Source organism: Bacillus sp. TH30, assembly GCF_016650875.1.
Classification (GTDB): domain Bacteria; phylum Bacillota; class Bacilli; order Bacillales; family Bacillaceae_G; genus Bacillus_A; species Bacillus_A mycoides.
In genome coordinates this window covers 4,609,884-4,636,796 of the sequence record NZ_JAEKEY010000002.1, presented here as the reverse complement: position 1 = coordinate 4,636,796, position 26,913 = coordinate 4,609,884, and the positions used below count along the sequence as shown (strand labels likewise).

Genomic DNA, 26,913 nt, shown 5'->3' with positions numbered 1-26,913 from the left:
TATAACACGAATAAGCGTGTTATAAAGTTGCATTATTTTTCCTTTTTATATTTTTTATTTATAAAAAAAGAAATAATATTTATACATTTTAATAACTATTTACAATTATAAACAAAATATGAGATGTTATAACTGTAAATTCCTAAAAAAAGAAAAGCGACAAAATGCAATCTTCACACCAGAACCACATAAAAAATACCGGTATCCTTCCCATGAAGAATACCAGTACTTTTCATTTATCACCCATACAAAACCGCATGAAATACACCTAACAGTAAGTATTGATCCTCTATATAATCCTCATCATATACATCCATCTCGATATAATACATATCTTCCTCAAGACGAATATTCCAATCTGCGATTACATAGCCGTTTCGTAATAATTTTCCAAGCCCAATTGAAGTTTTGTGAACAACATATTCTTCTGTCTTATATGTAAAAGTAAATAAGAAATTTGCATCTAATAACTTTCCGTCACATACAAGTATTTCATGCTCTGCATCATTATTATCGATGTACGTTACTAAAATCCTTCTTTGCCGCTGCCTACTTACATCCTTTGCAATGACGCGAATATTGTTCTTACTATCCTTTATTTCATAAATGATATTACTACCGACTTTCGGAATGAAGTCTAGCACTTTCATCAACGTATTTTTATAATAGCCCCGCACTGCGCCTACTCCTTCGCTTCCATTGTAAACCTCTATCGAAGTCGTATCCGCTTTACTATCACACAGTCGTTTATAAGAAAGCTGCATCATTCGCTCTCCTCTTAAGTACTGATCAAACGTCACAGGATATCCTATCGCGCGCAGTTCCTTATTTAGCTCATATAAATAGCGTTGAACGCTCTTTACTAATGTTGTAGTTGATATACGCTCTTGAAGTTCAAATTGCTGCCAACTGGAAAAAACTCTCCACTGATCTTCCTCTTCATATACGAATCCGAGAATTACTTCCTCACGGTCACTCGTTTCATAATTCAATTGTTCTTTCTGCCCATGTTGCACTTGTTCCATCCACTGTCCTAAATAAATGCCAAGCTCTGCAACCTTCATGCATGACTTCTGAAAAAATACGCTGTCACTCACGCGAATCGTTAAATCCCCTTCAATAAAGCCATTTGCATAAGCGGCATACCGTGGCTCATCCTTCTGCGGGATAGCCTTGTCTAACTCAAATAAAAACATTAACATCCTTCACTCACCTCTAGTTGTTACACAGCTCATACATGACATCGCATCACTCTGAGAAACTATGTATATATAAATATTTAATTATCGCATTATAAAACGTGAATGACCTTAGTATAGTAGCGCTATTTTTGCTTCGCGAACTCCCTCATAATAGAATAACTATCCTTTTATTATTTTTTTCTTGACTTAGAGTTCACTCTAATTATTATAATCAACTCATAGTTCATTCACAATAAAATCAATTGGATAAAATTCAGGAGGGATCGGAAAAGCTAAAATCAAAAGTGGCTGATATTAACGCAGACCTGAATGTTGTCATTCGAACCTTTGATTTATCTGTTAATACATTTGTACATTAAGGTACTAATTAAATAAAAACCTACGATTTCCTGTACGTTAAGAAGTCAGTGATTCTTGCCTTATTTTACTTTCTCTTAATAGTCGTAAAGCTTCTATAATTTATTTAGTACATATAAAAAAGACGGAATCATAAAATCAGCAAATTAGAAAATAAAACAGGATGGGAGTCAGTTATTATGGAGCAATCAAATAAAGCGTTTAGCCAGGCATTAGTAAAATCGTTAAGAGGGGAACGAGGACATCTTCCCATCAAGAATGCTTTGTCGGATATAGACGTGGCGCTTGCGGGAAAACGCAGAGAGGAACTGCCTTATTCTATTTATCAATTAGTGAAACACATGACCTATTGGCAAGATTTTCTCTTATTATCCGCTCAGGGGAAGAAGCCTGCATTGCCTGCCCATGTAAAAGAGAGCTGGCCTGAAGAAGAATGCCCTGGCAGTGAGGAAGAGTGGCAACAGATTATTCAGTATTTTCTTCAAGGGATTGAACAGGCATGCACGATCGCCCAAACTGTTCAATTGGACAAAACATTGGAGGAATGGCCTGGTGAAACCCCTGGCGGTGTTCTACGGAATATTGCATCTCATAACTCCTACCATTTAGGAGAAATTGTGCTGATTCGCAGATTATTTAGTGCTTGGCCACCGCCAACAGGCGGATATCCGGTCTAAACAAGGAAAGGGTTCCACCCCATGCCCATTAACTTAAGATTTTAAATTACACCCAAAACGAAATTTTTACCACTTTACAGTTATTTATGAGAATTAAATTCATTTTTTTCATTACTGGGGAACAAACATTTTTTAAACTTGATGGAGATAGGGTATAAAAATACAAATTTCATCTCCGAAAAAAATAAAAAAACGATTGCTTGGATCCTAAGAGGCAATCGTTTTTTTTAGCTGTTTGTAATGACCAATTACAAACAGCTAAATATATTATTTAGTGTTATTTCTGTTTTCTTTCAGTAAAATTATTTTGACTTGGTACCATCTTTTTTTGTTCCATATCATAGTATATGAACTTATATGAACGATTTTTCAAATATATCTACCGTAACTTAATATATATCAACTAATCGAAAAATCTTAACTCTATTAAAATGAAGCTACCTTTTCTTCCGCCACTTCCGCAATTTCTAAAATTTGTAGCAGGTTCTCCACTTCATAGGTCGGCTTAACGCCTGCCGTATTTTCTTTCAGACTCGGATTATACCAACACGTATCAATACCGTAATCTTCTCCGCCTTTCATATCAGAAGTTAGCGAATCTCCAACCATTAGTACACTTGATTTATCCGTAATCCCAAACTTCTCAAAAGCATAATCAAAAATCTCACGCGCTGGTTTTTGATGGCCGACTTCTTCAGAAATAATAATATGATCAAAGAAGTTACATAAAGGGGAATTTCCAATTCTAGATTGTTGCACTTTTGTATATCCATTCGTAATGATACCTAACTTGCAATCTTGAAGGTTCTCACATAATTGCACTGCACCATCTATAAGATGTACTTCTTTTCCTAAGTTTTCAAGGTATACGTCACTAAAATGCTGCGCGTCTACTTCTAGAGTATGAAGAGCAAATAATTGTCTAAATCGATCTACCGCTAATTCACTTAGCGTAATCATTTTATTCTCTAAATCTCTCCATAATCCATTACTAATCTCTTTATAACTTGCAAGATAATCATTATACCCTGTAGGCATGCCAAATTGTACAAACGCGTTATGTAATGCGTTTCTTTCTGTTTCAGGGAAATCTAATAATGTATCGTCTACGTCGAATAGTATTACTTTGTATTTCATGATGTTCGCCTCAATTCCTATTTTCTCATAGCTTAATTATAGCAACAATAATAAAAGGAGGCTAATCCAATCAGCCTCCCTCCTCATTATTTATCCCGCATTAACGGGCAGTCCGATTGGTGAAGGCTAATAATCAGTGGGGATGCCCCCCCCACTGATTAAAGTTTCACTTTATCCTCTAGCAATAACACTTTCATTTCCTCTAACGATTCTTTCGTAAAGCCAAGAGCTTTTTCAGCGTATGCTTCCACTGATCCGTATTGCTTTTTAACTTCATCAATCGCAGCTTGTAAATATTCAGCACGAGCTTCAAACATCGCACCTAATATTGCTCTACTTTCGTCGTTCTGTAATTTCGCACCTAAAAAGGCCATCATTTTTTCATTTAACTTTTCACGGAAACCGTTACTTAGTAAGTAGTCTTCCATTACTGTTTTTTCCGGTACACCTAGTAAAAGTAATAATAATGCTGAGCCAAATCCTGTACGGTCTTTTCCAGCTGTACAGTGGTTTACTAACGGTAAGTTTTCCGGGTTTTGTGCCAGTTTTAAGAAGCTCACGAATGCTTCATTACCACTTACGAAATCTTGATTCATTTTCACAAGATACTCGCCTGGTTTCCCTAACATAGAAAGGTCACCAACTTGGAAAAATTCATTTATATTCAAGTCTTTCGCCAAGTCTTGCATAACTGGTAAGCACACTTGACGAGCACCTGTAACACTTGGGTTCGGCTTATGCTTCACTTCAAAATCTGTACGGTAATCACAAATTAACTTTAAACCCGACTTCTGTAAATACTCGATATCCCATTCTGTTAATCCTGCTAATTCTTCAGAACGATACAATTTACCCCATTTTACTTTACGGCCTTCAGTCGTTTCATATCCTCCCATATCACGGAAGTTAAACGCACCTTGTAATGGTAATCTACGCTCAGCTACTGTGACTGCTTGTCCATTACTTCCTACTAACCTAAAATATGGACGCTCATTTTCACTCGGGTTTTCAATTGTACATGCATCCCCACTTACTGTTACAAGTAATTCTCCATTTTCTTCAATATGATCTGGTGAAGTACTCCAATAAATACGAACTTCTTCTATATTATTTTCCCACTTTATATGTAACGTATTATCTTCATTTCGTTCTACAGTTGCTTGTAGCCAATTTCTTTGCTGCTTCATACTTTCACCAACGCTTTCTTCGTATAGTCTAATCCTTCTCTATTGTATTATAGGAAAGCTTACTTTGTCGTTTCGATTTTTCTTTTTATCTTACAAACATGCAAAAAGTTCTTTTACTTGTTCAAAATTTGTACATGGATTCCCGCTAAATGAGTTCGAGAGAGTACGTCATTCATCCTTCTAAACCCTTCTCACATATCGCTCAGTAGAGCTCAGCTGCTGACATCCGTTCTTCCCAAAAACATCCTTCATCCACTCATTTTGTATATTTGTCTCGCCAATATAATAAGATGCACCTATTTCTTTTAAGACAAACATCGCCCCTGTAAATAATGCTGCTTCATACCCTTTATTTCGCATATTTGGAGTGACTGCGAAATACATCAGTTTTCCTTCTTCTAACGTACCTTTCTCAATATGCGGGATTACAATTCCTATTGGCTCTTCATTTGCAATCGCTGTTAAACAATGTTCTTTCCATTGCCCACCTATTTCTTGTAGCATCGTATTTACAAATTGATCATAATCGATTTGTTCTCCCGTCACTTCATTCCACAGTGAATAAAAAGCGGCTTCGCCTATCTCTTCAATAAGCTTAAAATCAATTTCACTTTCTATATCTTCTACTTCATATATATCCTTAAATACAATCATGTTTTCAGTAATATATTCAAATGAATACGTTTCGAAACATTTCTTATACACATCATAATTTGGGCTTTTTGAAGAAATCTCAAATTGCAATTCTTCTATTCCATCTTTTTCAGCTTCAACAACGCAATATTGCATTATCTCTTCTAATTGCTCTTCTGTAAAAAACTCTGCATCATTTTCTTTTATCATTATAGAAGAAGCATTTTTTCTTATTTTAAAATGTTTTTCTAACTGTTCTATAGTCATCATATACTTCCCTCATCTATGTCATACTCGAATTTCTACTTGTTCTCCTTGCATGAGCAGGATTGTCCTTGAATATATAGAATACTAGAAAACATCGCATCTTTAAAGTGCGGAGGAGGTTCTCCATTGGATATTACAGCATTGCAACAACAGTTAGAGCTTATACAACAAAATGACTATACGCAACTGCAACATATAGATATTAATGAGTTAACGCTCAATATGCTTCAGTATATCGGAACAACTGATAGTTACGTTCGTTACCAACTTATATATAAATGTTTTGCACATTTCATTCATCATGAATTCCTTATGGATGATCAACTGAAATTACTTCTACAAACTTGTTTAAGTGATGAGTATTTATATTGTGACATTCACTCCCCACTTACAGATGGGGTTTTCACACGTTCTTATACTGTTTCGTTACTTGCATTAATACTCCAATTCGCTAACTCGCACTACTTTTTTACAGAGGAGGATATCGAAGAAATAAAAAACAAACTCATTACATACACAAACTTAGAAATGGATTTTCGAGGCTATATTGAAAATAAAGGATGGGCTCATTGTCTTGCCCACGTATCTGATGCCTTTTCTGAAATTGTTCACAATTCCTATACGACCTTTGAATGGTACGAGGAATTAATTCATTGTTTATTAAATAAAATTTTCATCCCATCGGATCTTTTTCATAATAATGAAGATGAACGAATTGTTACACCGTTACTATCTATGCTATATCATGACTTCCCGCAAGATGAGTTAATTTCAATTATTTATAAAAAAATAAAAAGGCTTCCTCAAATTAGAAAACGCCTTTCCCTTAATGAGTATTGTATTTTATGCGCAAACATTAAAATCTTTTTACGCACATTATTTTTTAGAACAAAAGATGATCATAACTTAGCATTTACAGCACGTAAAACAGAAAAAATGTTAAAAGAACTGCCTAATTATTATTAAATATAAGGAGAAGAATTATGGGCTATATTGCAGACATGAGAAATCTAGTAGGAAATCATCCACTCATTTTAATCGGATCACACGCCATTATATTAAATGAGAAAAATGAAATATTACTGCAGCTCCGTACAGATTTTAATCGCTGGGGTATTATTGGTGGCGCCTTAGAATATAACGAAACGTTAGAAGACGCTTTAAATCGAGAAGTATATGAAGAAACCGGACTTATCATTAAAAATCCAGAACTATTCCGTACATACTCAGGACCTGATTTCTTTCAAATCTATCCAAACGGCGATCAAGTACACGGTGTACTCGTTGTTTATATTTGCCGAGAATTCCACGGTGAGCTTGTATGCGATCAAACGGAATCGAAAGAACTGCGCTTCTTTTCACTTGATGAATTACCTAGTAATCTCCCTCCTGTTATTGAGAAGATTATTACTGACTTTCGGAAGTCGAATTGAACTATTAATATAGCCAAGATGGAATTCATCTTGACTATATTTTTATTTATTATCCTTATTTAACTCTTGTACAATATCCCTTTTCCCTATTTTATTAGCAAAAGGGATAAAAATAATAAGGACTATTCCGAACATCCCCGCTATTACCGTTACGATAAGTTTGAAATCAAAAAATAAAGGTGTACGATCTATTATACTTACCATATAGGTTAATAATATTCCTATAACAACCCCTAGTATGATTCCAATAAGTACATATAAATTAACTTGCGTCAAAATAATTTGTACAATACCCTTTTTATTAACTGTTATTGCTCGTAAAATAGCAAACTCTTTTCTTTTAGATTGAATATTATTTATAAGTGTATTACACACCCCTAATGTTACACTAAGCAAAATTACTACAATAACAACGATGAAGATGGACCACCTTTGCTGAAACATTAAATTAGATTGTTTTAACGATTGAGTATAACTACTTATTTTTAATTGTGGATATTGACCTTTCAATTTCTTTAATTGTTCCAACGTCTCTCTCTCATTATTTGAGCTAATAAATGCACGCTCAAAAACTGTATAATCTTGTTTATATGTTACATTACTCCAATCCATGAGTACCGAAGGAGAATTCGGTAGCTCGTTAACAATTAACCCAACTTCTACCTTACTAGTCGCTCTAACTTTTTGTTCCTGTTCTGAAAATAGACCTAATTGAACGATATCGCCTACATGAAGTTTATACCGTCCCGCTAACTCTTCTGTAACAATTATACTATTCTCCAAATTTGCAGGTACTTCTGGCAGTAATCCTTGCTTTTCCATTTCCTTTAAATCACCTAAATTATAGTCAAAAGTAATATAATTTTTACCTTGCTTTAATTCTGCCAGTGAGTTCGTACTAATTGTACTAGCTCCTTTTATACTACTTATTTCTTTAAATATATTTTGTATATGAGGTGAGGTAATGGTTAAATCATTATTCAAACGATTTTCCACAACAATATGTGTTGGAAATTCTCGTTTTAAATATCTTTCATTATTTTTCTGCATTGTTTTAAAAATAGTGGAACCAAAGACAACTATCACCATCATCGTACTTATCATTAAGATAACAAATGTATTTTTCCTTACTTGCGGAATTACATTTTTAATAGCAACAAATGTGTTCCTTCCAAATATTTTTTTCATCATAGGTAGGCATAATTCTAATATCGAAGAAAGATAAATAGGAAATAAAACATACACTCCTAAAACAAAAAATATAGATCCTATTACTATCACTATCGCCTGCATATCTCCAGTATTTGCTACAAATCCACCTAAAACAGTTAAAAATATGCTACTAATTAAAAGGAATTTCCCCATAATACTGCGTGTTTTTTTATTAGAAAAGTCGGATTCTTCATTTTCACGCATAAGCTTTACTGGCAATATTTTCGAACTTCTGTATGACGGATATAACATAAACAGTTCGATGAAAAAGATACTACAAATCATTGTTACAATTGCTATTTTAAAGTCAAAACTCATCGAATTAATTTGAAAATCAAATAAATGCTCTAGCCAACTTTGTAAAAAACAGTTACTTATTACAGCTAGTAACAAACCAAATATTCCACCAAATAAATTAATTACACTACATTGAATAAATATAACTTTAAACATTTGTTTCGTTGTTGCTCCCATTGATCGCATAATAGCAAATTGGCTTTTATATTTATATAAAAACACTTCAAAATTAGACATTAATAATAACGAAGTAATAATAAGTATTAATACAGATAAAACAACTATAAAAATATGTAATGACGCTAAGTTACTTTTTAAAAACTCGTCTTCCTCCGCAATATCGATTCTTAATTCTTTGTCTATTTTATGAATTTGACTAGACAATGCTAGTACATCTGCATTCACTTTTGCTTTTATCAACACATAAGTAGCCTCATTGTATTTACCCGTTTTTTCATATACGTGCTGTTTCACTGCACCTTCCGATAAAACAAGTATATCTGGAGCTGAACCTCCAGCTTCTATATCAGGTAAAACTTCTTTTACTACATAAGATTTATTTTCTATTTCAATCTTTTCTCCAACTTTTACTTGTAAAGTTTCCGCTAATCCATGATTTAATGTTACTTCCTCATTCGATAGATTTTTAGAGAAGTGATATCGGCTTTTAGATAACGAATCATTTTGAACACCTACTGTATAAATAGCTGTATTCAATTTATTCACTTGCAAATGATTTACTAATACTTTTGACATGTATTCAATATTTTCTTGTTCCTTAATATTTTGTAGTAAAGATTTATCCATCAATTTTTTTGATCAGGGTTATATCCAACAGATAAATCCATATCTCCATATAAATTTTTAACTTCATTTATAACAGACTGTTTCGCATGGCTCGAAAATACAATCATCGTAACAATTAGAGAAACAGCCAACATAACGCTAACTATAGAGGAGATAGCAGTAAATTTATTCGTCTTAAAAAAGCGTAAACCTAATCCTCGTACTGATTTTATCATTTTGATTTCTCCATTAATCTTTTAAATTTATCTAAAATGATATTCATATCATTTACTCCATGAGAACACGTATAATCATCAACAACTTCTCCATCATGAAAGAAAAGAACCCGATCTGCATACGTAGCAATGTGAGGATCATGAGTAACAAGAATCATACTTTGATTGAATCTTTGTTTCATATCGACCAGTACTCGTAAAATATCATTAGACGTATTGAAATCTAAATTTCCAGTAGGCTCATCTGCAAGAACAATTGGAGGAGATGTTATTAACGCCCTACCAATTGCAACACGTTGTTGTTGCCCCCCAGAAAGCTGAACTGGTCGATGATTTCTCCAATTTACTAAACCAAGAACATCTAATATTTTATTTGTTTTTTCTCGTATCTCCTCTTCTGAATCAGCTGATAATATGAGGGGTAACGCAATATTATCTTCTACAGATAAATCCTTTAATAAATGAAATGCCTGAAATATGAATCCTATGTTATCCCGCCTGTACTCCGTCGCATATGGTTCAACAAACATATTTTTAGGGCCTTCACCATTTACATATACGACTCCCTCATCAGGCTTGTCTAAAGCACCAAGTATATTAAGTAATGTACTCTTCCCAGACCCACTCGTCCCCATTACGGCAAGAAGTTCTCCTTTATTTAACTCCAAAGATACATTTTGTAAGGCTCTAACATTTGTATCTACACTCTCATAAGTCTTACTTAAACCTTGAACTGCTAACACAATTTCACTCATCTTTATTCACCTCAACATTATTAAATGCTATTTCCTCCATTAGATTAACTTGAATTAAAATTTTTTCTTTTAGATTACTAGGTGGTATAATTTCTGTTCCTATTTGAAATAACAACATTTTTAATTCGAGAATTGCATCCATTTCTATCCCTCCCTTAATCTATATTGGTAACAAATTTAAATTTCGTTCGATTTTTTTATAAAAAAATAAGGGAACGCTTAACGTTCCCTCTCAAATCCAATCCGTTTTTTTATTTCCGCTAAATTCACCTTCGCAATAGCTCGTGCCTTTTCCGCACCTTTTTCTAACGCCTCATATAATAAATAAGGCTCATTCATATACTTAACGTATTTTTCGCGAGAATCCGCTAACTCACTGTCTACAACGCGGAATAACTTTTTTTTCACATCTCCCCAACCAATTCCGGTCTCATACTTTTCACGCATCGACTGAATTTCATCCTCTTCCGCAAACTCTTTATAAATCATAAATAACGTTTCAAGTTCTTTCGGTTCATTTGGAAGTGACGAATCGGTTTTGATTTTAAATATTAACTTTCGTAGCTTTTCTTGCTCTGCAAATAACGGGATCACATTTCCGTAACTTTTACTCATCTTTCTTCCATCAAGACCAGGTAAAATCGCTCCTTCTTCTTGTATCACATACTCAGGAAGTGTAAATGTCATGCCAAATGTATGATTAAAGTACGTCGCAATATCACGCGCAATTTCAATATGCTGAATTTGGTCTTTTCCAACTGGTACATGAGTAGCTTGAAATAGTAATATGTCAGCTGCCATTAAAATCGGATACGTATATAATCCCATATTCACACCTGCATCAATTTCTAATCCCGCTTCTTTATTTTGCTCTATCTTCGCCTTATACGCATGGGCACGGTTCATAAGCCCTTTCGGAGTTAGACAAGCTAATATCCAAGCTAATTCTAGAATTTCCGGCACTTCCGTTTGTCGGTAAAAAATAACATCTTCTCCAAGCCCAAGTGATAACCAAGTAGCAGCTACCTCTTTCGTATAACTACTGAACTTCTCTGGATCATGCACTGCATTTAACGCATGATAATCAGCTATAAAGTACAATGCTTTTCCTTCATTATTTTTTGACATTTGCAATGCAGGTTTAATTGCACCAATATAATTTCCTAAATGCGGATAACCTGTCGGCTTAATTCCTGTTAACATTATTTTCCCACTCATACTAACTCCTCCTTTCTCAAAATAAAAAGAGCCCCTCATCCTAAAAAAAGGACGAGAGACTCCCACGGTACCACCTTAATTAGCTATATTATAGCTCACTTCAACTTCTTAACGTGAAGTAACCGTCTTCGCCTACTCATTTAAGCTAGAAGCTCCAGAGCCCATTCCATATTCATCACTTACTGATTCCCACCAAATATCAGCTCTCTGAAAAGTTTTGAATATGTACTCTTCTCTTTCATTGCTTTTTAGTTTTTTTTACAGTTTATCACATTTCCTTTCCAATTAAACCCTAATTTTCTGTTTTATATAGCAGGAATTTCCACCTTAATTGTCTAATAATATATAGGTTTGCAGAAATACTCGAAACAACTTTGGAGGTTTTTTCATGGTAAAATATATATCCATTTTAGGTTCAACAGGATCCATTGGCACATCTGCATTAGATGTCGTTTCCGCTCATCCTGAACATTTTAAAATCGTCGGTTTAACCGCAAATTATAATATCGATCTTCTCGAAAAACAAATCGAATCTTTTCAGCCTCGTATTGTAAGCGTAGCGACAAAAGAATTAGCGGACACATTACGTTCTCGTATTTCAACAAATACAAAAATTACATATGGAACTGATGGTTTACTTGAAGTATCTACCCATCCTGATACAAATCTTGTATTAAGTTCAGTTGTCGGTGTTTCAGGTTTACTCCCAACAATTGAAGCATTAAAGGCGAAGAAAGATATCGCTATCGCTAACAAAGAAACTTTAGTTGCAGCTGGACATATCGTCACCGAACTAGCGAAACAAAACGGATGCCGCCTAATTCCAGTTGATAGTGAACATTCAGCCATTTTCCAATGTTTAAATGGGGAAAATAATAAGGAAATCGAAAAATTAATTGTTACAGCTTCTGGCGGCGCTTTTCGTGATAAAACACGTGAAGAAATGAAAACATTACAAGCGAAGGATGCTTTAAAACACCCAAACTGGTTAATGGGCGCAAAACTAACGATAGATTCTGCCACGTTAATGAATAAAGGGTTTGAAGTGATGGAAGCTAAGTGGCTATTCGATATTCCTTATGAAAAAATTGATGTTATGATTCATAAAGAAAGTATCATTCACTCTTTAGTGGAATTTATTGATGGATCAGTCATGGCACAGCTCGGTGCTCCTGATATGAGAATGCCGATTCAATATGCGTTTCACTACCCTACTCGACTACCTTCATCCTATGAAAAATTAAATTTATTAGAAATTGGTAGTTTGCATTTTGAAAAACCAAATTTAGAGAAGTTCCCCTGTCTACAATATGCATTTGAATGTGGAAAAATTGGCGGTACAACTCCAGCCGTATTAAATGCAGCGAACGAAATTGCAAATGCACTATTTCTTAAAAATGAAATTGCATTTTTCGATATCGAAAAAACAATTTACAATACAGTTGAAGCTCATCATAACGTAAAAGATCCTTCACTCGATGATATATTAGAAGCTGATCAATGGGCACGCCAATACGCAAATCAATTGTTAATGAAAAAGAGCTAAAACAGGTTTCTCTGTTTTAGCTCTTTTTTCACGTATTCAACTTCACAAATCTATAACCGTGCGTAACTAAAACTTTTAATATCGCATACCCTGGAATTGCTAAAATAATCCCCATAATTCCAAATAAATTCCCCGCAGTTAAAATGATAAATATAATAGTAATCGGGTGAATATCTAACTTTTTCCCCATGACTTGCGGAGAAATAAATTTACCTTCTGCTAATTGTACAATCATCATAACGATAATTACTTTTAACACCATTGATGGCGAGTCGATAAATGCGATAATTAAAGCTGGTGTAATTGCAATGATTGGTCCTACGTACGGAACGATATTTACAATCATCGCTAAAATAGCAAGTAGTACCGCATATTTAATACCAATAATAAGATAACCGATTAATAGCATAATACCGATAAATAAACTAACAATAATTTGCCCTCTAATATACGAACTAATCGCATAATGCATATCATCTAGTATTCTCTTCGCAGCTGGTTGTCTTTGCTCAGATATAAACTTTAAAAAATGATTCGGTAATTGCTCACCATCTTTTAAAAGATAGAACAAAATAAACGGAACCATTACAAATGTTAAAACAACTTCAGTAATTGTACTTAAAAATCCAGTTACATTTCCTGTTACTGATGATAATGATTTTGTAAAGTTCATTGTAGAATCTTTTACGATATTAGCAAAATCAATATTTAAACTTTCCTGCATTCTACCAATTACATTACTTTCTCCAAATTTACGTGCTGCCCTTTCGATTTCATGCCCGAAATATGGCAAGTTATCTATTAAAGCATTTACTTGATCTTTAATAATTGGAATAACCGTGACCGCAAGAAAAACAAATAATCCAAGAACAATTATATATATCGAGGCAATTGACACAATTCTCGACACACCTTTTCTTTCTAAAAGAGAAACGAATGGATGCAATATATAAAATAGTACTCCCGCTAATAATACTGGGAAAAAGATTGTTTTTAAAAATACGACGAACGGTGTAAAGACGAATGATATTTTTGTAAGTAATAATATATTTACAAACAGCAACGCGAATCCAAGTAGTACAGCTAAATAATTTTGTTCTTTAAAAAACTTTTTCAACTTATCTCTTTTTCTTATATTTACTTTCTCCAAGTGTACCACCTCTCTAATTAGGAAAAGCCCTAAAAGGGCTTTATAAAACAATCAGTAATAGCCTTTATTTTCTTGCAGCTTTTACTACAAATGATACAATAAGAATTAACACAATTGCACCTAATAATGCTGGTACGACATGAATCCCACCAAACGATGGCCCAAAAGATCCAAATAATCTACTACCTAACCAAGCTCCTAGTAAACCAGCAATTATATTTCCAAACATACCAGCTGGAAAATTTTTACCCGTTATAGAACTAGCAATTATACCTATAATAGCACCAACTATTAATGTAATAATCCATCCCATTTTTAGTCCCTCATTTCTATTATAGTTTGTATTGTCAAATACAAGAGTAGCTAAACTCTTATATAAGATTACGTATTTATCTACGCTAACCATATCCTACTATAGAAATATACCTACGAACATTTTATGTATGGAGATACATATATTATATGCAAAAAAGAAAAAAATTGTCAAACTTACCCACAAATCAATTATATTAATATATCATATTTAAAGGAGGCGTTATTATCTATGATTCATAAATTACTTCCCACGTCTTATGAAGTAGCATCATCCATTTTAAATGTTCAAATTCCAGCTTATAAAATTGAAGCAGACTTTTTAAACAGTACTGCAATACCTCGTTTATATGATACTGTAAACGATATTCAAAATTGTGATGAAACATTCTATGGATATTTCTCTGAAAATAAACTCGTCGGCTTTATTTCTTTTATACAAGAAGAAGAACTAATCGATATCCACAGATTAGTTGTATCGCCCGATTTTTTCAAAAAGGAATCGCAACGAAACTGCTACTTTATATATTTAACATGTTCTTGTCTTCAATGACATACATTGTACAAACAGGTAAAGCCAATACTCCAGCTCTCGCATTATATAAAAAATACAGCTTCATTGAAGTAACAGATACAACACTACCTGATGGCATGATTCTTACGCAACTTAAAAGACAGAAAACACAAAAAAGTTTGACTTAATTATTTATTTATGTTATTTTTTACTTTATACAACCTTTTGCTGAGTCCAAATTTTGGAGCGGGGGAACCATTTTTGTAGCTATGCTACTTGGGGCGAATCTTTTTCAAGTAGGGAAACTCTCACTTCCCGAGTCCGACAGCTAACCTCGTAAGCGTAATGGGAGAGGAAGGTGCTTTTTGCCTATGTTACACACTTTGCCTCCTTAGTTATAAATATGGAATCGATATCAATCAGAAAACTATATTTATAGAAAAGGAGACTGGTACAATGTTACGTTTATCAGATCACGCAATAAAAATGATGGAGCAAAGACTTCGACTCGAACAACACCGCACATATCAAGCAAATAAAGTTGTAGATAACTTACATCACAAATACTTCTTTCAGCATATTTTTCAACCGAAAAGATAAAGAAAATGTTTATTTAATATTAAAAAACACAAGGTGTGTCTGTAAAGACATTCCTTGTGTTTTTTATATTCCCTATACTTTTTATAATATCCTCACCACATTTAAACTTGCCGTAATTGTTCCTGCAATAGTGGTCACATGCCCAACACCTAATGGACCATTTTGTAATATTAATGTTGAATTTGCACTCGCTACATTCACAAGAAGTGTATTTGAAATAGCTGGTTCGATTACTACAGTTGATGTCGTTACGTTTTGTATAAAACTCCCTGTTATTTATGTTCCATTTAATAGTAACCTAACAGATACAGTCTCATTCCCACCAGTCGCGTCCCCTTGGAAATAGTAGCTTACTAAATATATTCCTGGTGTGGATACCGTGACAGTTGTAGCACTAGTTAAAGATACACCAGTTCCATATACAGTGGATCCTGAATTAATTGGAATGTTGGCATTTGCTGCAATTGTACTTGTTGATGTAGAAAAGAAATACCCACCACCTGTTGATATAGCAGATGATCCAGTTGCTCCGGTTGAACCGGTTGCTCCCGTTGTTCCTTGTATTCCTTGTATTCCTTGCACCCCAGCTGGACCTGTGTCTCCTCGTATTCCTTGGGGACCTTGTACTCCTGCTGCTCCTGTTGTTCCAGTTGGACCTACTATACCTTGTATTCCTGTCCTTCCTTGTGCACCTGTTGGGCCTATTACACCTTGAATACCTTGAATACCTTTAGAACCTTCTGCTCCAGTTGGATCAATTTCTCCCTGCGGACCTTGGATTCCTTCGGGACCTCCCTCTCCCTGCATACCAGTAGCGCCTTGCTCCCCCTGTATTCCTTGAACACCTTGAAGACCTTGAAGACCTTGAAGACCTTGAGGACCAGTTACACCCGAGATTCCAGTTTCACCTATCTCCCCTTGCATTCCTTGTGCTCCTGTTGGGCCTATTACACCTTGAATACCTTGAATACCTTTAGAACCTTCTGCTCCAGTTGGATCAATTTCTCCCTGCGGACCTTGGATTCCTTCGGGACCTCCCTCTCCCTGCATACCAGTAGCGCCTTGCTCCCCCTGTATTCCTTGAACACCTTGAAGACCTTGAAGACCTTGAGGACCAGTTACACCCGAGATTCCAGTTTCACCTATCTCCCCTTGCATTCCTTGTGCTCCTGTTTGTCCTCGTTCTCCTATTTCTCCTTGTATTCCTTGCGGGCCTTGTATTCCTACTACCAACAGGGCCTGTAGCTCCTTGTATCCCTTCTAGTCCTTGTACTCCAATATCACCACCAATGGGACCTTAATTTCCAATTAATCCTTGAGGACCTTGCAAGCCAATTGGACCCGTAACCCCTGACTCTCCAGTATCACCAATAGCCCCTTGTAATCGTTCCTATCGTCCCTATCTCTCCGTGGATGTCTTGTATCCCTTGAGGACCTTGTGGACCCGTTGCTCCTCTAGGGCCGGTGATTCATTGAGGACCGACTGGACCTTCGTGCCCTCCAGTTGGACCGGTTGGTTGGGCCACTGTTACCAGCAGGGCCAGTTGCTCCTATAAGCGGAAGAGGCAGTGCCACTCCAAATTTTTTGTAATTTCTATGATGACGCACAACAATCCCCCTTCCCAAAAATAATTACACTTTTTATATGAAATGCACTGTTATAAAAAAGTACACATTCAACTACATTTTTTATAAAATAAAGAAGCCTACCATTTCATGTATTTGAAATGATAGGCTTCTTTTCTAGCAAATTACTTCCTCGCTTTAATAATAAAAGTAGTCGGCACCATTCTAGCTTTATATAAAGAATAATATTTCGTAGAAGGTTCAGCTATTTCTTCATCAAATATACTTGACGGTTCAGGTTCTTCTATTCTCTCAATTGTAAAACCAACTCTATTTAAATCATTTATGTATGTACTCATTTTTCGCTTATATAATGTCGCTTGTACATCTTCCCCTTTAAATGTTTCAAACGTAATAGGAGTTTCTTCATGATAAGAGGAATTTAAAACAATCTCCTCTGTTCCGTACAGTAAATTTGAATATATCGGATGCTCCCAGCTAAAAATAAAGCTTCCACCTGGCTTTAAATATGAGTAAATAAGTTCTAATGTTTTTCCTAAATTTGAAGTCCAACCTAATGCATAGATGGAATATACAATGTCAAAATACTCTTTCGGAATTTCCACTTCTTCTTCCATTGCTCCACATATTAACTTTGGATCCCAGCCCTTTAACGTTTCATGTGCCGTTTCAATTTGTATACTTGAAAGATCAAGACCCCATAATTCCTCTGCCCCATGTTCCACCATATATTGCAATGAGTGCCCACTCCCACATCCAATATCAAGAACCTTTTTATTTCTGATTGAATCAAATAGATGAATTTCATCTTCAGACGCTGTATACGGGCCGTATTTTGGTAAACAATCAACTTGAAAGAAATATGGTGCAACTGTATCCCAACACTTTTTATTTAAAGCTAACATTTGTGTGCCTTCCATATCCTACATTCCCCCAACCGATTTTTTCTTCTCATAAATAAATTACACATTATAACCCGATCTTCCTTTTCTCTTCGCTCGGTAATTTTTCACTTTTGCAATCGTACCGCACGCTCTTCCGCCTTCTTCCCCAGCATACATACCGCACCATCTTTTACTTCCATTACGCGAATGATCATAAAATACCCAGCGACAATCTGGGCATGCTTTTAACCTTCCCCACAAATTTTCTTGAATCGCCGTTAACACAATACTCAATACTTTTGTATACAGATTCTCTTCTTGCACCGGTTCATATGTAACACTTTTCATATCTCCCTTTATATGTACATGAAATGGGTATTTTTCTAACCATTTTTGCAATGATCCTTCGCCTTCAATTGTTAACCGAATATCTTCTCGAAAACTTTTTAATTCCTCTATCGTATGAAATGGAACCTCTTCATGAAAATATTCTTTCATAAAGAGCTTTATATCCTCTTCTGTTTGCAGCATGTCAATTGGCTCTCTCGTATCGTTTGGTATTTTCCATGTATTTAAAAATTCCCGAATATATTCTAATTCATTTGGTGCATTTTGATTCAATTCCATCCACCTTCTTCTTACAATTTACTTTTTTCTGACTTTATGTATAATTATAATATAAAATAGTTAACCATTAAAAAAATTTACCGGTTACAACATTAGGAGGAGTTCTATGAAAAGTTTCTCAATACCGATACGTTTCATGCTTATTTCTTCATTTTTTATGTCTTTTGGGTATTTTGCAGTATACGCATTTTTAGCTATTTATCTATTAAGCTTTCTTCATTTTTCTGCTGTTCAAGTAGGAACAGTTTTGACGGTTATGACAATCACATCACGAGTTATCCCATTATTCTCAGGATTAATTGCTGACAAAATAGGCTATATCATTATGATGATAGCCGGATTATTTTTAAGAGGAATCGGATTTATCGCTTTAGGAATATGCTCTGATTTCTATACAATTTCTATTTCTTCCGCACTTATTGGCTTTGGAACTGCATTTTACGAACCTGCTGCTCGCGCCATATTCGGCTCACAACCAGTTCATATGAGAAAAAATTTATTTACATACTTAAACCTTAGTTTTAATTGCGGTGCGATAATCGGACCAATTGCAGGAAGTTTCTTACTCCTATTAGATCCGATATATGCTTTCTCTTTAACAGGATTTCTTATGCTGTTATTCGCTTTAATCTTTTACTTACTTAAAAACCACTTCCAAGTCTCTACTGAAAACACGTCTATTGCTTTAGGAATACAGGCAATCTTACAAAATAAAACCTTTCTTTTGTTTTCATTTATTATGATTTTCTTCTACATTATGTTTACTCAGCTTACTGTCGCACTTCCACTTCATATGAAAAGCATTAGTCATAGTAACCAGCTCGCTATACTAGTTATTACGATAAATGCAATAACAGGTGTCATATTTATGGTATTATTCCGGAAACTCTTTCATAAATACAACACACTTTCTATTATTAAATACGGTGTTTTATTAATGGGTATTTCCTTTTACTCATTCCTTTATTCCAACATCCATATTGGCTATTTATTTGTGTAATATTATTTACAATTGGCGAAACACTTGTATTACCTAACGCTGATATCGCTATTGCGAATTACAGTAACGAATCGTATACTGCTACTTATTTCGGATTTTATCAATTATCACTCGCATTTGGTTTTATCATTGGTAATTATACCGGTACATGGTTTACATCAAACTTAAACGGAATGTATACACCATGGCTTATTTTCGGCGGAATAGGACTTATTGGTTTTATTTCACTACATATTTTAAATATTAAAAAAGGGAGCTCTAAAGAGGATATATACCTATGTAATGAGACGAAACATCTTTAACACATTACAATTGAGATGGTACCTTTAGACAAGCAGCCTATAATAAAAAATTCGACCATCATATTTGACAGTCGAATCTTTTTATTTTTCATATTCAAGATGATTATGTCTTTTACAACCAAATAAATAGCAAGCCCCTATATAATCAGTTTCAAATTCTAACCCTGGAACATATCCAGATTCGATACGTTCTATCATTTTTTTATAACAATTGTTCTCTTCTATATATTCCTCAATTAACTCTTTCTTATCGTTTTCTGTCCAATTTTCTTCTACTTCTTCATTCTGAACATCTTCTATTTCTGCTGTCTTCACTTCGATAGATTCCCGTATAACTTCATTTATACGGGAGAAATTATTAGCTTTATATAGAGCATAAACAAATCTACCAATCCAATTGGGACTTTTCCAGTATTCTTTGTATCCCTTTTCGAACCATTCAATTGCTTCTTTATAGCAATTCAACTCAACATATAAACCTGCTACATTAATTTCTCCTACAAAATCATCAGATTTCCTGTTAAAAGCATCCAACTTCTCTTTCGCTTCTGTTTTTCGCCCTAAATCAATTAAACACTTTACATAGTTATACATTATAATGTCTGAATCCCCTGCAACTCGCAAGAAAAATCCCGAAGCTTTTTCCAACTCTCCAAGATTATAATGAGCTACAGCTACATTGTGATATGCTTCATCGGATGGTTGAATCGAAATAGATTTTTGTAATGCATCTTTCGCTTCTTCCCACTTTTCTTGTTTCATGTAAATTTCCCCTAAGATGTTATAAGGAAAGTATGAGGAAGGATTCAACTTAACAGCTTCTTTTATTAATTCAAGAGCTTTACCATCATTCTCTTCCTCATAAAAGTACATCCAAGCAAGATTATTGAGAGATTGTACACCTCTAGATTCATGTACTGCTTGTTGAAACAGTTCCATTGCTTCCACATATTCATTTTGTTCAAACATTTCAATTGCCTTCTCGTTAATGTCCAAGTAACTACCTCCGAAGTGAATGAATTCATCTATTCCCTATCATTATTTTAATATACAAAAATTGTAATTTCTATAATAATAAGTTCGCTTCGTATTAAGTTCTTTCTCCTGTCTACATTTCATCATATATTTGGATATACAATTCGTAATGATTTTAGCAACACTGCTTTGTAAAGAAAATATATACCTACTGTAAAAATACTGATTCTCAACAATAAGTAAACTTTTCAATCTCCCTTAAATTGGATATACAACCCGTTTCATTTTACATATTATGGTACAATTAAAAAGTGCTAGCTAAACATTTACGTTCCACACTAGCAGTCTAGCAATACCAAAATCAAAAATCACTTGAAATTGGGGGATGTTATGAAAAAGAAATTAATTGTTCTGCTATTCATCGGAATCATTTTATCCGGATGTTCAACTATAGTAGAAAATTCTTTAGAAACCGGAAGCGGCAGTATTGAATTATTAACACCAACGATTACAACAAAAGATAATGAATTAGAAATTAAGACTGAAGGTATTGATGAAAATAAAGTAACTTTTATTTATGTTGCCAATAAAAAAGTATTGGAACAAAAAATAAATAATGGTGAATCCTACAAACTTAACATTAAAGATATCGAGCACGCTCATAGGACAGACTACAAGCCAAGAGTTCAACTTTTGCAAACGAAAGATGATAACGAAGATGGAGACATGGCAACCTTTAAACAAGTTAGATATACAGTTGAAAAAAGTAGTTTTATAGTTATTTCATTTAAATATAACAACCGAAAATATACTTTTAACAGAGGGTAAATATAAGAGGTGCTAGCATGAAAAGCAGATGGATTTATTGGTGGATTGGTAACATATTTTGGATTATAACTTTCGGGATATTGGCAGCTATCATTTGGCTAAGAGAGGTTGATGGGACCGGCGTTACTCAAACACCTGAGCTGAAATTAATAGCATTTATCGTTTTATTAATTGCATTTATATTACCACTAATTATTCAAGTTGTATGGTTAATTGTTAATCTGAGAAAAAGCAGAAAAAAATAACGCAGAAAAAAAGAGAGGAATCTTTTTCAATATAGATTCCTCTCTTTTTTCTATGGGGATTATGCCGTGCTTTTAAAGCTGCACTACTCCCTTTTCTTTACGATGCATGTTCATCTTTCTTCTTCTTCAACAATGCTCTCTTTTTCATCGCCTTCGTTAAATATCCACCTTTAAACGAACGGATTTCATAAGAAGACATAAACGCTTTCGGTGCAATTTCATTAATAATTTCTAACAGTTCTTTTTCTCTAGAACGCTTTGCAACGATATCTAAGCGATAACGTATAGAATTTATTCCTTCACCTTCAAATACTGTAACGCCAAATCCAAAATGGCGTAATTCATTTACTAATTCATTACAACGGTCTAGCAAACTAACTTGATACGTAATATATCCAATTGCTAATTTATTTTCTATATAACCGCCTAATAATAGTCCCGCACTAAAGCCGATGACATAGGCAACAATGTTCATCCAATTTGATAAATCTTGAAACACAATACCTAAACTGACAATATAAATTGCTCCTTCTAACAATCCTACACCTGCAGCGGATCTTGTTTGATTCTTTACAAGCAAAATCGTACGGATTGTTAAAGTTGGAACGTAAATAATTTGAAGCACAAAAATAAGTAAAGCTTGTAACATTGGTATCCACCTCTTTCGCAAATTCTTTTGTCATGATAACATACATAAGCTTTAGAAATCGATGGGTTTTTTAATTTTTTTTAATTTTTTTTCATACTATTGAAATGCCCCAAAAATAAGCGTATTATGTTTGGCATAAATTCGATAAGTACCAGTAAATCATTCGTATTATATCATTTATTTTTAAACGCAAAAAGGAACCTGATTAGGTCCCTTTCATCAGAGCTCTATGTTTTTCGAAGCATTTTCCTTTTGCTTCTCTTCTTCTTTTACTAGCTGCATATTTGCATAGGCTAAATTCGCAATCATTAAAAAGTGTCCACCCAATATTCCAGTACCAAATGCCCACATTTCCATTTCATGCTCAATTTCAAACATAATGATAGCCCCTAATATTGCGGCCGCAAATCGGTTTAGAACTCCTAATCCAGGAGCCTTTTCTTTCATCACGATACTTCTTCCTAATTTCTCCACTCTGCGAGCTAATAGCCAAAGACAATATGCGCTAACTGCTAAACCGATACCGAACCCTGTCACTTGTTTCCCAAACGGAGTAACCGCCCACATTAGTAGTAAACCACTAAAGATCGTATACAATTGTAATCGATATACACGTAAGGCTACTTGAATCAAAATATCCGCTCCTAATTTCACATTTTATTATGTGTCAGAAGAAAAGCAGCAACTTACACAGTTGCTGCTTTCTCTTGTTCTTGTTCATGATCCATTTTTTGAATTTCAACACGTTTAATTTGATAAGCATCTTTTTCTAATACTTTAAATTCATAGCCTTCTGCTTCAACGTATTGTCCTTCTTCGATTTCATGATTTTGCATCATAATCCATCCACCGATTGTATCCACATCGTCTTCTTCAATGTGTAATCCAAACAAATCTTTTACTTCTGAGATAAGCACTTTTCCATCAACAATTTTATGATACTCGTTCACATGTTGAATTGGTGGTGCTTCATCTTCATCATATTCATCACGAATTTCGCCGACGATTTCCTCCAATATATCTTCAAGCGTTACAATTCCAGCTGTTCCTCCGTACTCATCATATAAAACAGCCATTGGAATTCGCTTCTTCTGCATTTGCAGTAATAAATCATGAATTGGAGTCGTTTCCATAACTTCAATAATCGGACGCATATACGTGCGAATCGATGATAAATCTTCTTGATCGTTGTTCATATATCGAATAAAGAAATCTTTTACGTTGACCATACCGATAATATCATCTTTATCTTCTCCAAAAATCGGATAACGTGTGTATCGTTCATTTTGGATTACTTTCATGTGTTCTTCTACTGAATCTTCAAGATAGAAACCAACGATTTCTGTACGCGGTACCATTATCTCTTTCGCGATGCGATTATCAAATTCAAAGATATTATTTACATACTTGTATTCAGCTTGATTAATTTCGCCACTTTCATAGCTATCTGAAAGAATAAGACGTAATTCTTCTTCTGTATGAGCTACTTCATGTTCAGAAGCTGGTTTCAAACCGAATAAACCAGTTATAACACGAGCTGAACCGTTCAATACCCAAATAAATGGATACATGATTTTATAGAACATCATTAACGGAGTTGCCAATAACAACGTTACTTTTTCAGCCTTTTGAATTGCCAGCGTTTTCGGAGCTAATTCCCCTACTACAACGTGTAAATATGTCATTAGCATAAAAGCAAGACCAAAAGTTAATACTGATGAGATAGAAGGATTTACGTTCCATTTCTCAAATAACGGGTGTAATAACTTTTCGATTGTCGGTTCACCTAACCAACCTAATCCCATCGCTGTAACTGTAATACCTAATTGACAAGCAGATAAATATTCATCTAAATTTGTTGTTACCTTTTTCGCTGCTAACGCACCGCGTTTCCCTTCCGCAACAAGCTGATCAATGCGACTTGAACGTATCTTAACAATCGCAAACTCTGCTGCTACGAAAAATCCAGTAAATGCGATTAAAATCGCAACCATGACTAAATTAAATATTTCCAATGAATCCCCTTAGTTAAAAAACTAAGGTGTCCACCTCCTGTATACTATAATGTTTTCTTATTTGTTCGTTAGAAAACATAGCCCGATACAAAAATTAAAGAGGTCGGATTTCACTTATTCTATAATAATAGAGCAAGTGTCTGTATTAAAGCTGTCGTTTGACCTGATAAAGATTTCGATATTTTTTCACGTTGTGAATCAGTCAATTCATCTAAAAGAGGCTTTAACTCCGTTAGCTCTGCTTCTAATCTATGAATATGGTCTGTCACTTCATTCACTTGTTTCGAAACGTGTTCATTGATACCGAGCAGCTTCTTCTCCTCGATCTTCTCTTTAATCTCACAAAGCGGCATATGCATTTCTTTGCACTTCTCAATAAATTGTAATGTCTCAAATGCTGTTTCGTCGTAATAGCGATAATTAGATTGAGATCGCTCCGCTTTTAAGATTCCTAGATTCGTATAATAATCAATCGTTCGTTTCGACACGTGAGCCATGAGAGCCAACTGTCCGATTCGATACACCTTCCCAACGATCTTCCCCCCTTGTTTATATTACTATTATCATACAATACATAAACTGTACAGTCAAACGTGACGGTTTGTTATTCACATTTTATGCACAATTCCATAACACTCTTTAATAACCAGAAAATTAAGTTATAATATCATTAAAAGAAGAAGGGAGGCTACGTTCATGTACTACAACACTTCATTCGAAAACGATCAACCTGTAGGCCGTCTATAATCTAAGACGGGCATCCATATAACAAGTGCACCATGCCTCGTCTTAGGGAATAAATCATAACCCTAAAAATAGACGGAGGTCATTCAAATGAAACAAACCATTTTAGGAGCTATATGTTTATCACTAGCAGCAAGTATTTGGGGCGGTATGTACGTCGTTAGTAAATACGTACTCGACTTTATTCCGCCACTTACACTCGTTTGGCTACGCTTTATTATCGCTTTTGTTGTTTTATATGCGATTTTGAAAACAACTGAAAAAAAGCAAAAGAAAAAAGTAACCATACACAAAAAAGATTGGCTATTATTCGCTTGGATTGGATTCATCGGGTATTTCATTTCGATCACATGTCAATTTATCGGAACGAAATTATCCGATGCTCATACAGGCTCCTTAGTAACATCGGCTACACCTGCATTTATGGTTATATTTGCAGCGCTCCTTTTAAAAGAGAAACTAACTGCTCGTAGACTTTTATCAACTATAATAGCGACAATCGGTGTCATTATCGTTATCGGATGGAATATTGAAATCGGCTCCTATTTTATCGGTACAATCATTTTAGTTGGGGCCGCTATTACGTGGGCTTTACTGTCCATTTATGTAAAAATCGCTTCAGCTCGATTTTCATCTTTAATTATTACAACGTACGCAATATTTTTTTCACTCTTTTTCATTACACCTTTTATGGTATGGGAATTCCAAACAAATCCTATTGAACATATGAACATGTATGTAGTATTAGGCGTACTCTATTTAGGAATCGTCTCAACCGCAGGTGCATTTTTTCTTTGGAATAAAGGATTAGAATTAATGGATGCTAGCATCGGTTCATTATTTTTCTTCTTCCAACCTATCGTCGGTTCAATACTTGGCTGGCTCCTATTAAATGAGACGTTAAGTAGTAACTTTTTCATTGGTGGTATCCTTATTATATGTAGCGTTATAATTACTACTTTTGAAAAGCAAAAATAGTATAAAAAAACAGGCAGAGACTTAGTCTCTGCCTGTTCGCATAATTGGGTCCTGGTCGTGAAAACCGATGCAAATTGGTATATTACTTTGTAATCCACTGCATGCACTTATAAAACTACACACCGTTCTTGCGATTAAATATAAAGTAATACCTACAGCCTTTTTATCTGAATCAAAGCCATTTTCACCATAAATATCAGCTAACTCTCCTAAAGATGGTCCTTCTATTTCATCCGTCCAATCACTTGCCCAATCCTCATCTTCTTCTTCAAGAAACATATAATCGTCACAAATATAAAACTGACTATCCCACTCATTATCAAGATCATACTCAAAATAAATCGCCTTTGCTTCTTCACTTTCAGCAATTTCTAACGCTTCTTTCAAACCTATCCTCATATTTTCCTTGTATGAATCTAATGGAATCAATTTAATGCGCTCCGCATCCTCACTTGACGCTAGTGTGCGACAAACATCATAATACTTCAATTCTATTTGAGATACTGATAACAAAAATACATCTTCCTGCATTTCCTCTAAATACTGAAAAATATCCACAC

Annotated in this window: 25 protein-coding genes, 4 pseudogenes, 1 riboswitch and 1 other annotated feature; of the genes and pseudogenes, 10 read left to right on the top strand and 19 right to left on the bottom strand. The window is 34.5% G+C overall.

Annotated elements, in window-relative coordinates:
* Positions 1 to 239: 239 nt before the first annotated feature.
* Entirely contained in the window at positions 240 to 1,202 is a 963-nt protein-coding gene (locus tag JFU20_RS25975; RefSeq protein ID WP_002013991.1) for a tubby C-terminal domain-like protein, read from the bottom strand.
* A 536-nt stretch (positions 1,203 to 1,738) separates the two neighbouring features.
* On the opposite strand from JFU20_RS25975, the gene JFU20_RS25970 reads away from it, so the two are divergent.
* Positions 1,739 to 2,236, top strand: a complete 498-nt coding sequence (locus JFU20_RS25970) for a DinB family protein (protein WP_002013992.1) — start codon at positions 1,739 to 1,741, stop codon at positions 2,234 to 2,236.
* 426 nt (positions 2,237 to 2,662) lie between these two features.
* On the opposite strand, the gene JFU20_RS25965 is transcribed toward JFU20_RS25970, so the two are convergent.
* The 3 genes from JFU20_RS25965 to JFU20_RS25955 form a co-directional block, all read right to left on the bottom strand.
* Entirely contained in the window at positions 2,663 to 3,373 is a 711-nt protein-coding gene (locus JFU20_RS25965) for a YjjG family noncanonical pyrimidine nucleotidase (protein WP_061689145.1), read from the bottom strand.
* A 158-nt stretch (positions 3,374 to 3,531) separates the two neighbouring features.
* A complete protein-coding gene (locus JFU20_RS25960) occupies positions 3,532 to 4,560 on the bottom strand; it encodes a tyrosine-protein phosphatase (protein WP_002013994.1) in 1,029 nt (342 codons plus the stop codon).
* 180 nt (positions 4,561 to 4,740) lie between these two features.
* Positions 4,741 to 5,463: a GNAT family N-acetyltransferase gene (locus tag JFU20_RS25955; protein ID WP_002013995.1), complete on the bottom strand. Its 723-nt coding sequence runs from the start codon at positions 5,461 to 5,463 to the stop codon at positions 4,741 to 4,743.
* Between the two features lie 123 nt (positions 5,464 to 5,586).
* Here JFU20_RS25955 and JFU20_RS25950 point away from each other — a divergent pair, with 123 nt between their 5' ends.
* Together JFU20_RS25950 and JFU20_RS25945 are read left to right on the top strand one after the other, a co-directional pair.
* On the top strand, positions 5,587 to 6,426 hold the full coding sequence (locus JFU20_RS25950; RefSeq protein WP_002013997.1) for a DUF2785 domain-containing protein: 840 nt from the start codon (positions 5,587 to 5,589) through the stop codon (positions 6,424 to 6,426).
* 17 nt (positions 6,427 to 6,443) lie between these two features.
* Positions 6,444 to 6,893: an NUDIX hydrolase gene (locus tag JFU20_RS25945; protein WP_201039058.1), complete on the top strand. Its 450-nt coding sequence runs from the start codon at positions 6,444 to 6,446 to the stop codon at positions 6,891 to 6,893.
* Positions 6,894 to 6,935: 42 nt separating this feature from the next.
* On the opposite strand, the pseudogene JFU20_RS25940 reads toward JFU20_RS25945, so the two are convergent.
* From JFU20_RS25940 to JFU20_RS25925, 4 genes and pseudogenes are all read right to left on the bottom strand, one after another.
* A pseudogene (locus JFU20_RS25940) lies at positions 6,936 to 9,424 on the bottom strand (FtsX-like permease family protein).
* Positions 9,421 to 10,179, bottom strand: coding sequence for an ABC transporter ATP-binding protein (locus JFU20_RS25935; RefSeq protein ID WP_201039057.1), 759 nt, complete (start codon positions 10,177 to 10,179; stop codon positions 9,421 to 9,423). The pseudogene JFU20_RS25940 and the gene JFU20_RS25935 overlap by 4 nt, the downstream one beginning before the upstream one ends.
* On the bottom strand, positions 10,172 to 10,321 hold the full coding sequence (locus tag JFU20_RS25930; protein WP_002014003.1) for a hypothetical protein: 150 nt from the start codon (positions 10,319 to 10,321) through the stop codon (positions 10,172 to 10,174). Before JFU20_RS25930 ends, JFU20_RS25935 begins: the two co-directional genes overlap by 8 nt.
* A 77-nt stretch (positions 10,322 to 10,398) precedes the next feature.
* A complete protein-coding gene (locus JFU20_RS25925) occupies positions 10,399 to 11,397 on the bottom strand; it encodes a tryptophan--tRNA ligase (protein ID WP_201039056.1) in 999 nt (332 codons plus the stop codon).
* Between the two features lie 44 nt (positions 11,398 to 11,441).
* Positions 11,442 to 11,648 (bottom strand) — a binding site (T-box leader).
* Between the two features lie 137 nt (positions 11,649 to 11,785).
* Here JFU20_RS25925 and JFU20_RS25920 point away from each other — a divergent pair.
* Positions 11,786 to 12,943, top strand: a complete 1,158-nt coding sequence (locus JFU20_RS25920; RefSeq protein WP_002084398.1) for a 1-deoxy-D-xylulose-5-phosphate reductoisomerase — start codon at positions 11,786 to 11,788, stop codon at positions 12,941 to 12,943.
* Between the two features lie 28 nt (positions 12,944 to 12,971).
* Here the strand turns inward: JFU20_RS25920 and JFU20_RS25915 are convergent, their stop codons facing one another.
* Together JFU20_RS25915 and JFU20_RS25910 are read right to left on the bottom strand one after the other, a co-directional pair.
* Entirely contained in the window at positions 12,972 to 14,093 is a 1,122-nt protein-coding gene (locus JFU20_RS25915) for an AI-2E family transporter (RefSeq protein ID WP_002033358.1), read from the bottom strand.
* Between the two features lie 64 nt (positions 14,094 to 14,157).
* Positions 14,158 to 14,406, bottom strand: coding sequence for a GlsB/YeaQ/YmgE family stress response membrane protein (locus JFU20_RS25910; protein ID WP_002033357.1), 249 nt, complete (start codon positions 14,404 to 14,406; stop codon positions 14,158 to 14,160).
* A 231-nt stretch (positions 14,407 to 14,637) separates the two neighbouring features.
* Here JFU20_RS25910 and JFU20_RS25905 point away from each other — a divergent pair.
* A pseudogene (locus JFU20_RS25905) lies at positions 14,638 to 15,107 on the top strand (GNAT family N-acetyltransferase).
* A 28-nt stretch (positions 15,108 to 15,135) separates the two neighbouring features.
* Positions 15,136 to 15,278, top strand: a riboswitch (cyclic di-AMP (ydaO/yuaA leader).
* Between the two features lie 97 nt (positions 15,279 to 15,375).
* Positions 15,376 to 15,519 (top strand): hypothetical protein, encoded by a 144-nt coding sequence (locus JFU20_RS25900; RefSeq protein ID WP_000945246.1) that lies wholly within the window; start codon positions 15,376 to 15,378, stop codon positions 15,517 to 15,519.
* A gap of 81 nt (positions 15,520 to 15,600) precedes the next feature.
* Here the strand turns inward: JFU20_RS25900 and JFU20_RS25895 are convergent.
* The 3 genes and pseudogenes from JFU20_RS25895 to JFU20_RS25885 all read right to left on the bottom strand — a co-directional run bounded on the left by JFU20_RS25895 (position 15,601) and on the right by JFU20_RS25885 (position 18,611).
* Positions 15,601 to 17,127, bottom strand: a pseudogene (locus JFU20_RS25895) (collagen-like domain-containing protein).
* A gap of 143 nt (positions 17,128 to 17,270) precedes the next feature.
* The gene (locus JFU20_RS25890; protein WP_201039055.1) at positions 17,271 to 18,026 is read right to left on the bottom strand and encodes a class I SAM-dependent methyltransferase; all 756 of its coding nucleotides are present in this window, start codon (positions 18,024 to 18,026) and stop codon (positions 17,271 to 17,273) included.
* A gap of 42 nt (positions 18,027 to 18,068) precedes the next feature.
* Positions 18,069 to 18,611 (bottom strand): CGNR zinc finger domain-containing protein, encoded by a 543-nt coding sequence (locus JFU20_RS25885; RefSeq protein WP_201039054.1) that lies wholly within the window; start codon positions 18,609 to 18,611, stop codon positions 18,069 to 18,071.
* A 112-nt stretch (positions 18,612 to 18,723) separates the two neighbouring features.
* On the opposite strand from JFU20_RS25885, the pseudogene JFU20_RS25880 reads away from it, so the two are divergent.
* Positions 18,724 to 19,919 (top strand): annotated as a pseudogene (locus JFU20_RS25880) (MDR family MFS transporter).
* An 81-nt stretch (positions 19,920 to 20,000) separates the two neighbouring features.
* Here JFU20_RS25880 and JFU20_RS25875 read toward each other — a convergent pair.
* Positions 20,001 to 20,915 (bottom strand): tetratricopeptide repeat protein, encoded by a 915-nt coding sequence (locus JFU20_RS25875; protein WP_201039053.1) that lies wholly within the window; start codon positions 20,913 to 20,915, stop codon positions 20,001 to 20,003.
* A 369-nt stretch (positions 20,916 to 21,284) separates the two neighbouring features.
* Between JFU20_RS25875 and JFU20_RS25870 the strand changes: the two genes are divergently transcribed.
* The gene (locus tag JFU20_RS25870) at positions 21,285 to 21,722 is read left to right on the top strand and encodes a hypothetical protein (protein ID WP_201039052.1); all 438 of its coding nucleotides are present in this window, start codon (positions 21,285 to 21,287) and stop codon (positions 21,720 to 21,722) included.
* A gap of 17 nt (positions 21,723 to 21,739) precedes the next feature.
* Positions 21,740 to 21,967, top strand: a complete 228-nt coding sequence (locus JFU20_RS25865) for a DUF3923 family protein (protein ID WP_193664216.1) — start codon at positions 21,740 to 21,742, stop codon at positions 21,965 to 21,967.
* 97 nt (positions 21,968 to 22,064) lie between these two features.
* Here the strand turns inward: JFU20_RS25865 and JFU20_RS25860 are convergent, their stop codons facing one another.
* The 4 genes from JFU20_RS25860 to JFU20_RS25845 form a co-directional block, all read right to left on the bottom strand.
* Positions 22,065 to 22,616: a DUF2179 domain-containing protein gene (locus JFU20_RS25860; RefSeq protein WP_002014015.1), complete on the bottom strand. Its 552-nt coding sequence runs from the start codon at positions 22,614 to 22,616 to the stop codon at positions 22,065 to 22,067.
* 219 nt (positions 22,617 to 22,835) lie between these two features.
* Positions 22,836 to 23,249, bottom strand: coding sequence for an ATP synthase subunit I (locus JFU20_RS25855; protein ID WP_002084378.1), 414 nt, complete (start codon positions 23,247 to 23,249; stop codon positions 22,836 to 22,838).
* Between the two features lie 53 nt (positions 23,250 to 23,302).
* Entirely contained in the window at positions 23,303 to 24,631 is a 1,329-nt protein-coding gene (locus tag JFU20_RS25850) for a hemolysin family protein (RefSeq protein WP_044443291.1), read from the bottom strand.
* Between the two features lie 119 nt (positions 24,632 to 24,750).
* Positions 24,751 to 25,128: a MerR family transcriptional regulator gene (locus JFU20_RS25845; RefSeq protein WP_002033337.1), complete on the bottom strand. Its 378-nt coding sequence runs from the start codon at positions 25,126 to 25,128 to the stop codon at positions 24,751 to 24,753.
* 337 nt (positions 25,129 to 25,465) lie between these two features.
* On the opposite strand from JFU20_RS25845, the gene JFU20_RS25840 reads away from it, so the two are divergent.
* A complete protein-coding gene (locus tag JFU20_RS25840) occupies positions 25,466 to 26,353 on the top strand; it encodes a DMT family transporter (protein ID WP_201039051.1) in 888 nt (295 codons plus the stop codon).
* Between the two features lie 21 nt (positions 26,354 to 26,374).
* Here JFU20_RS25840 and JFU20_RS25835 read toward each other — a convergent pair whose 3' ends face one another.
* Positions 26,375 to 26,911: a hypothetical protein gene (locus JFU20_RS25835; RefSeq protein WP_002014030.1), complete on the bottom strand. Its 537-nt coding sequence runs from the start codon at positions 26,909 to 26,911 to the stop codon at positions 26,375 to 26,377.
* Positions 26,912 to 26,913: the final 2 nt, after the last annotated feature.

Bases quoted from the DNA above. Each gene is read 5' to 3' on its own strand.
- JFU20_RS25945 (WP_201039058.1), top strand. From the start codon at position 6,444: ATGGGCTATATTGCAGACATGAGAAATCTAGTAGGAAATCATCCACTC.
- JFU20_RS25930 (WP_002014003.1), bottom strand. From the start codon at position 10,321: ATGGATGCAATTCTCGAATTAAAAATGTTGTTATTTCAAATAGGAACA.
- JFU20_RS25860 (WP_002014015.1), bottom strand. From the start codon at position 22,616: ATGTTACAAGCTTTACTTATTTTTGTGCTTCAAATTATTTACGTTCCA.
- JFU20_RS25960 (WP_002013994.1), bottom strand. From the start codon at position 4,560: ATGAAGCAGCAAAGAAATTGGCTACAAGCAACTGTAGAACGAAATGAA.
- JFU20_RS25840 (WP_201039051.1), top strand. From the start codon at position 25,466: ATGAAACAAACCATTTTAGGAGCTATATGTTTATCACTAGCAGCAAGT.
- JFU20_RS25865 (WP_193664216.1), top strand. From the start codon at position 21,740: ATGAAAAGCAGATGGATTTATTGGTGGATTGGTAACATATTTTGGATT.
- JFU20_RS25870 (WP_201039052.1), top strand. From the start codon at position 21,285: ATGAAAAAGAAATTAATTGTTCTGCTATTCATCGGAATCATTTTATCC.
- JFU20_RS25965 (WP_061689145.1), bottom strand. From the start codon at position 3,373: ATGAAATACAAAGTAATACTATTCGACGTAGACGATACATTATTAGAT.
- JFU20_RS25975 (WP_002013991.1), bottom strand. From the start codon at position 1,202: ATGTTAATGTTTTTATTTGAGTTAGACAAGGCTATCCCGCAGAAGGAT.
- JFU20_RS25845 (WP_002033337.1), bottom strand. From the start codon at position 25,128: ATGGCTCACGTGTCGAAACGAACGATTGATTATTATACGAATCTAGGA.
- JFU20_RS25935 (WP_201039057.1), bottom strand. From the start codon at position 10,179: ATGAGTGAAATTGTGTTAGCAGTTCAAGGTTTAAGTAAGACTTATGAG.
- JFU20_RS25910 (WP_002033357.1), bottom strand. From the start codon at position 14,406: ATGGGATGGATTATTACATTAATAGTTGGTGCTATTATAGGTATAATT.
- JFU20_RS25925 (WP_201039056.1), bottom strand. From the start codon at position 11,397: ATGAGTGGGAAAATAATGTTAACAGGAATTAAGCCGACAGGTTATCCG.
- JFU20_RS25900 (WP_000945246.1), top strand. From the start codon at position 15,376: ATGTTACGTTTATCAGATCACGCAATAAAAATGATGGAGCAAAGACTT.
- JFU20_RS25970 (WP_002013992.1), top strand. From the start codon at position 1,739: ATGGAGCAATCAAATAAAGCGTTTAGCCAGGCATTAGTAAAATCGTTA.
- JFU20_RS25890 (WP_201039055.1), bottom strand. From the start codon at position 18,026: ATGGAAGGCACACAAATGTTAGCTTTAAATAAAAAGTGTTGGGATACA.
- JFU20_RS25920 (WP_002084398.1), top strand. From the start codon at position 11,786: ATGGTAAAATATATATCCATTTTAGGTTCAACAGGATCCATTGGCACA.
- JFU20_RS25955 (WP_002013995.1), bottom strand. From the start codon at position 5,463: ATGATGACTATAGAACAGTTAGAAAAACATTTTAAAATAAGAAAAAAT.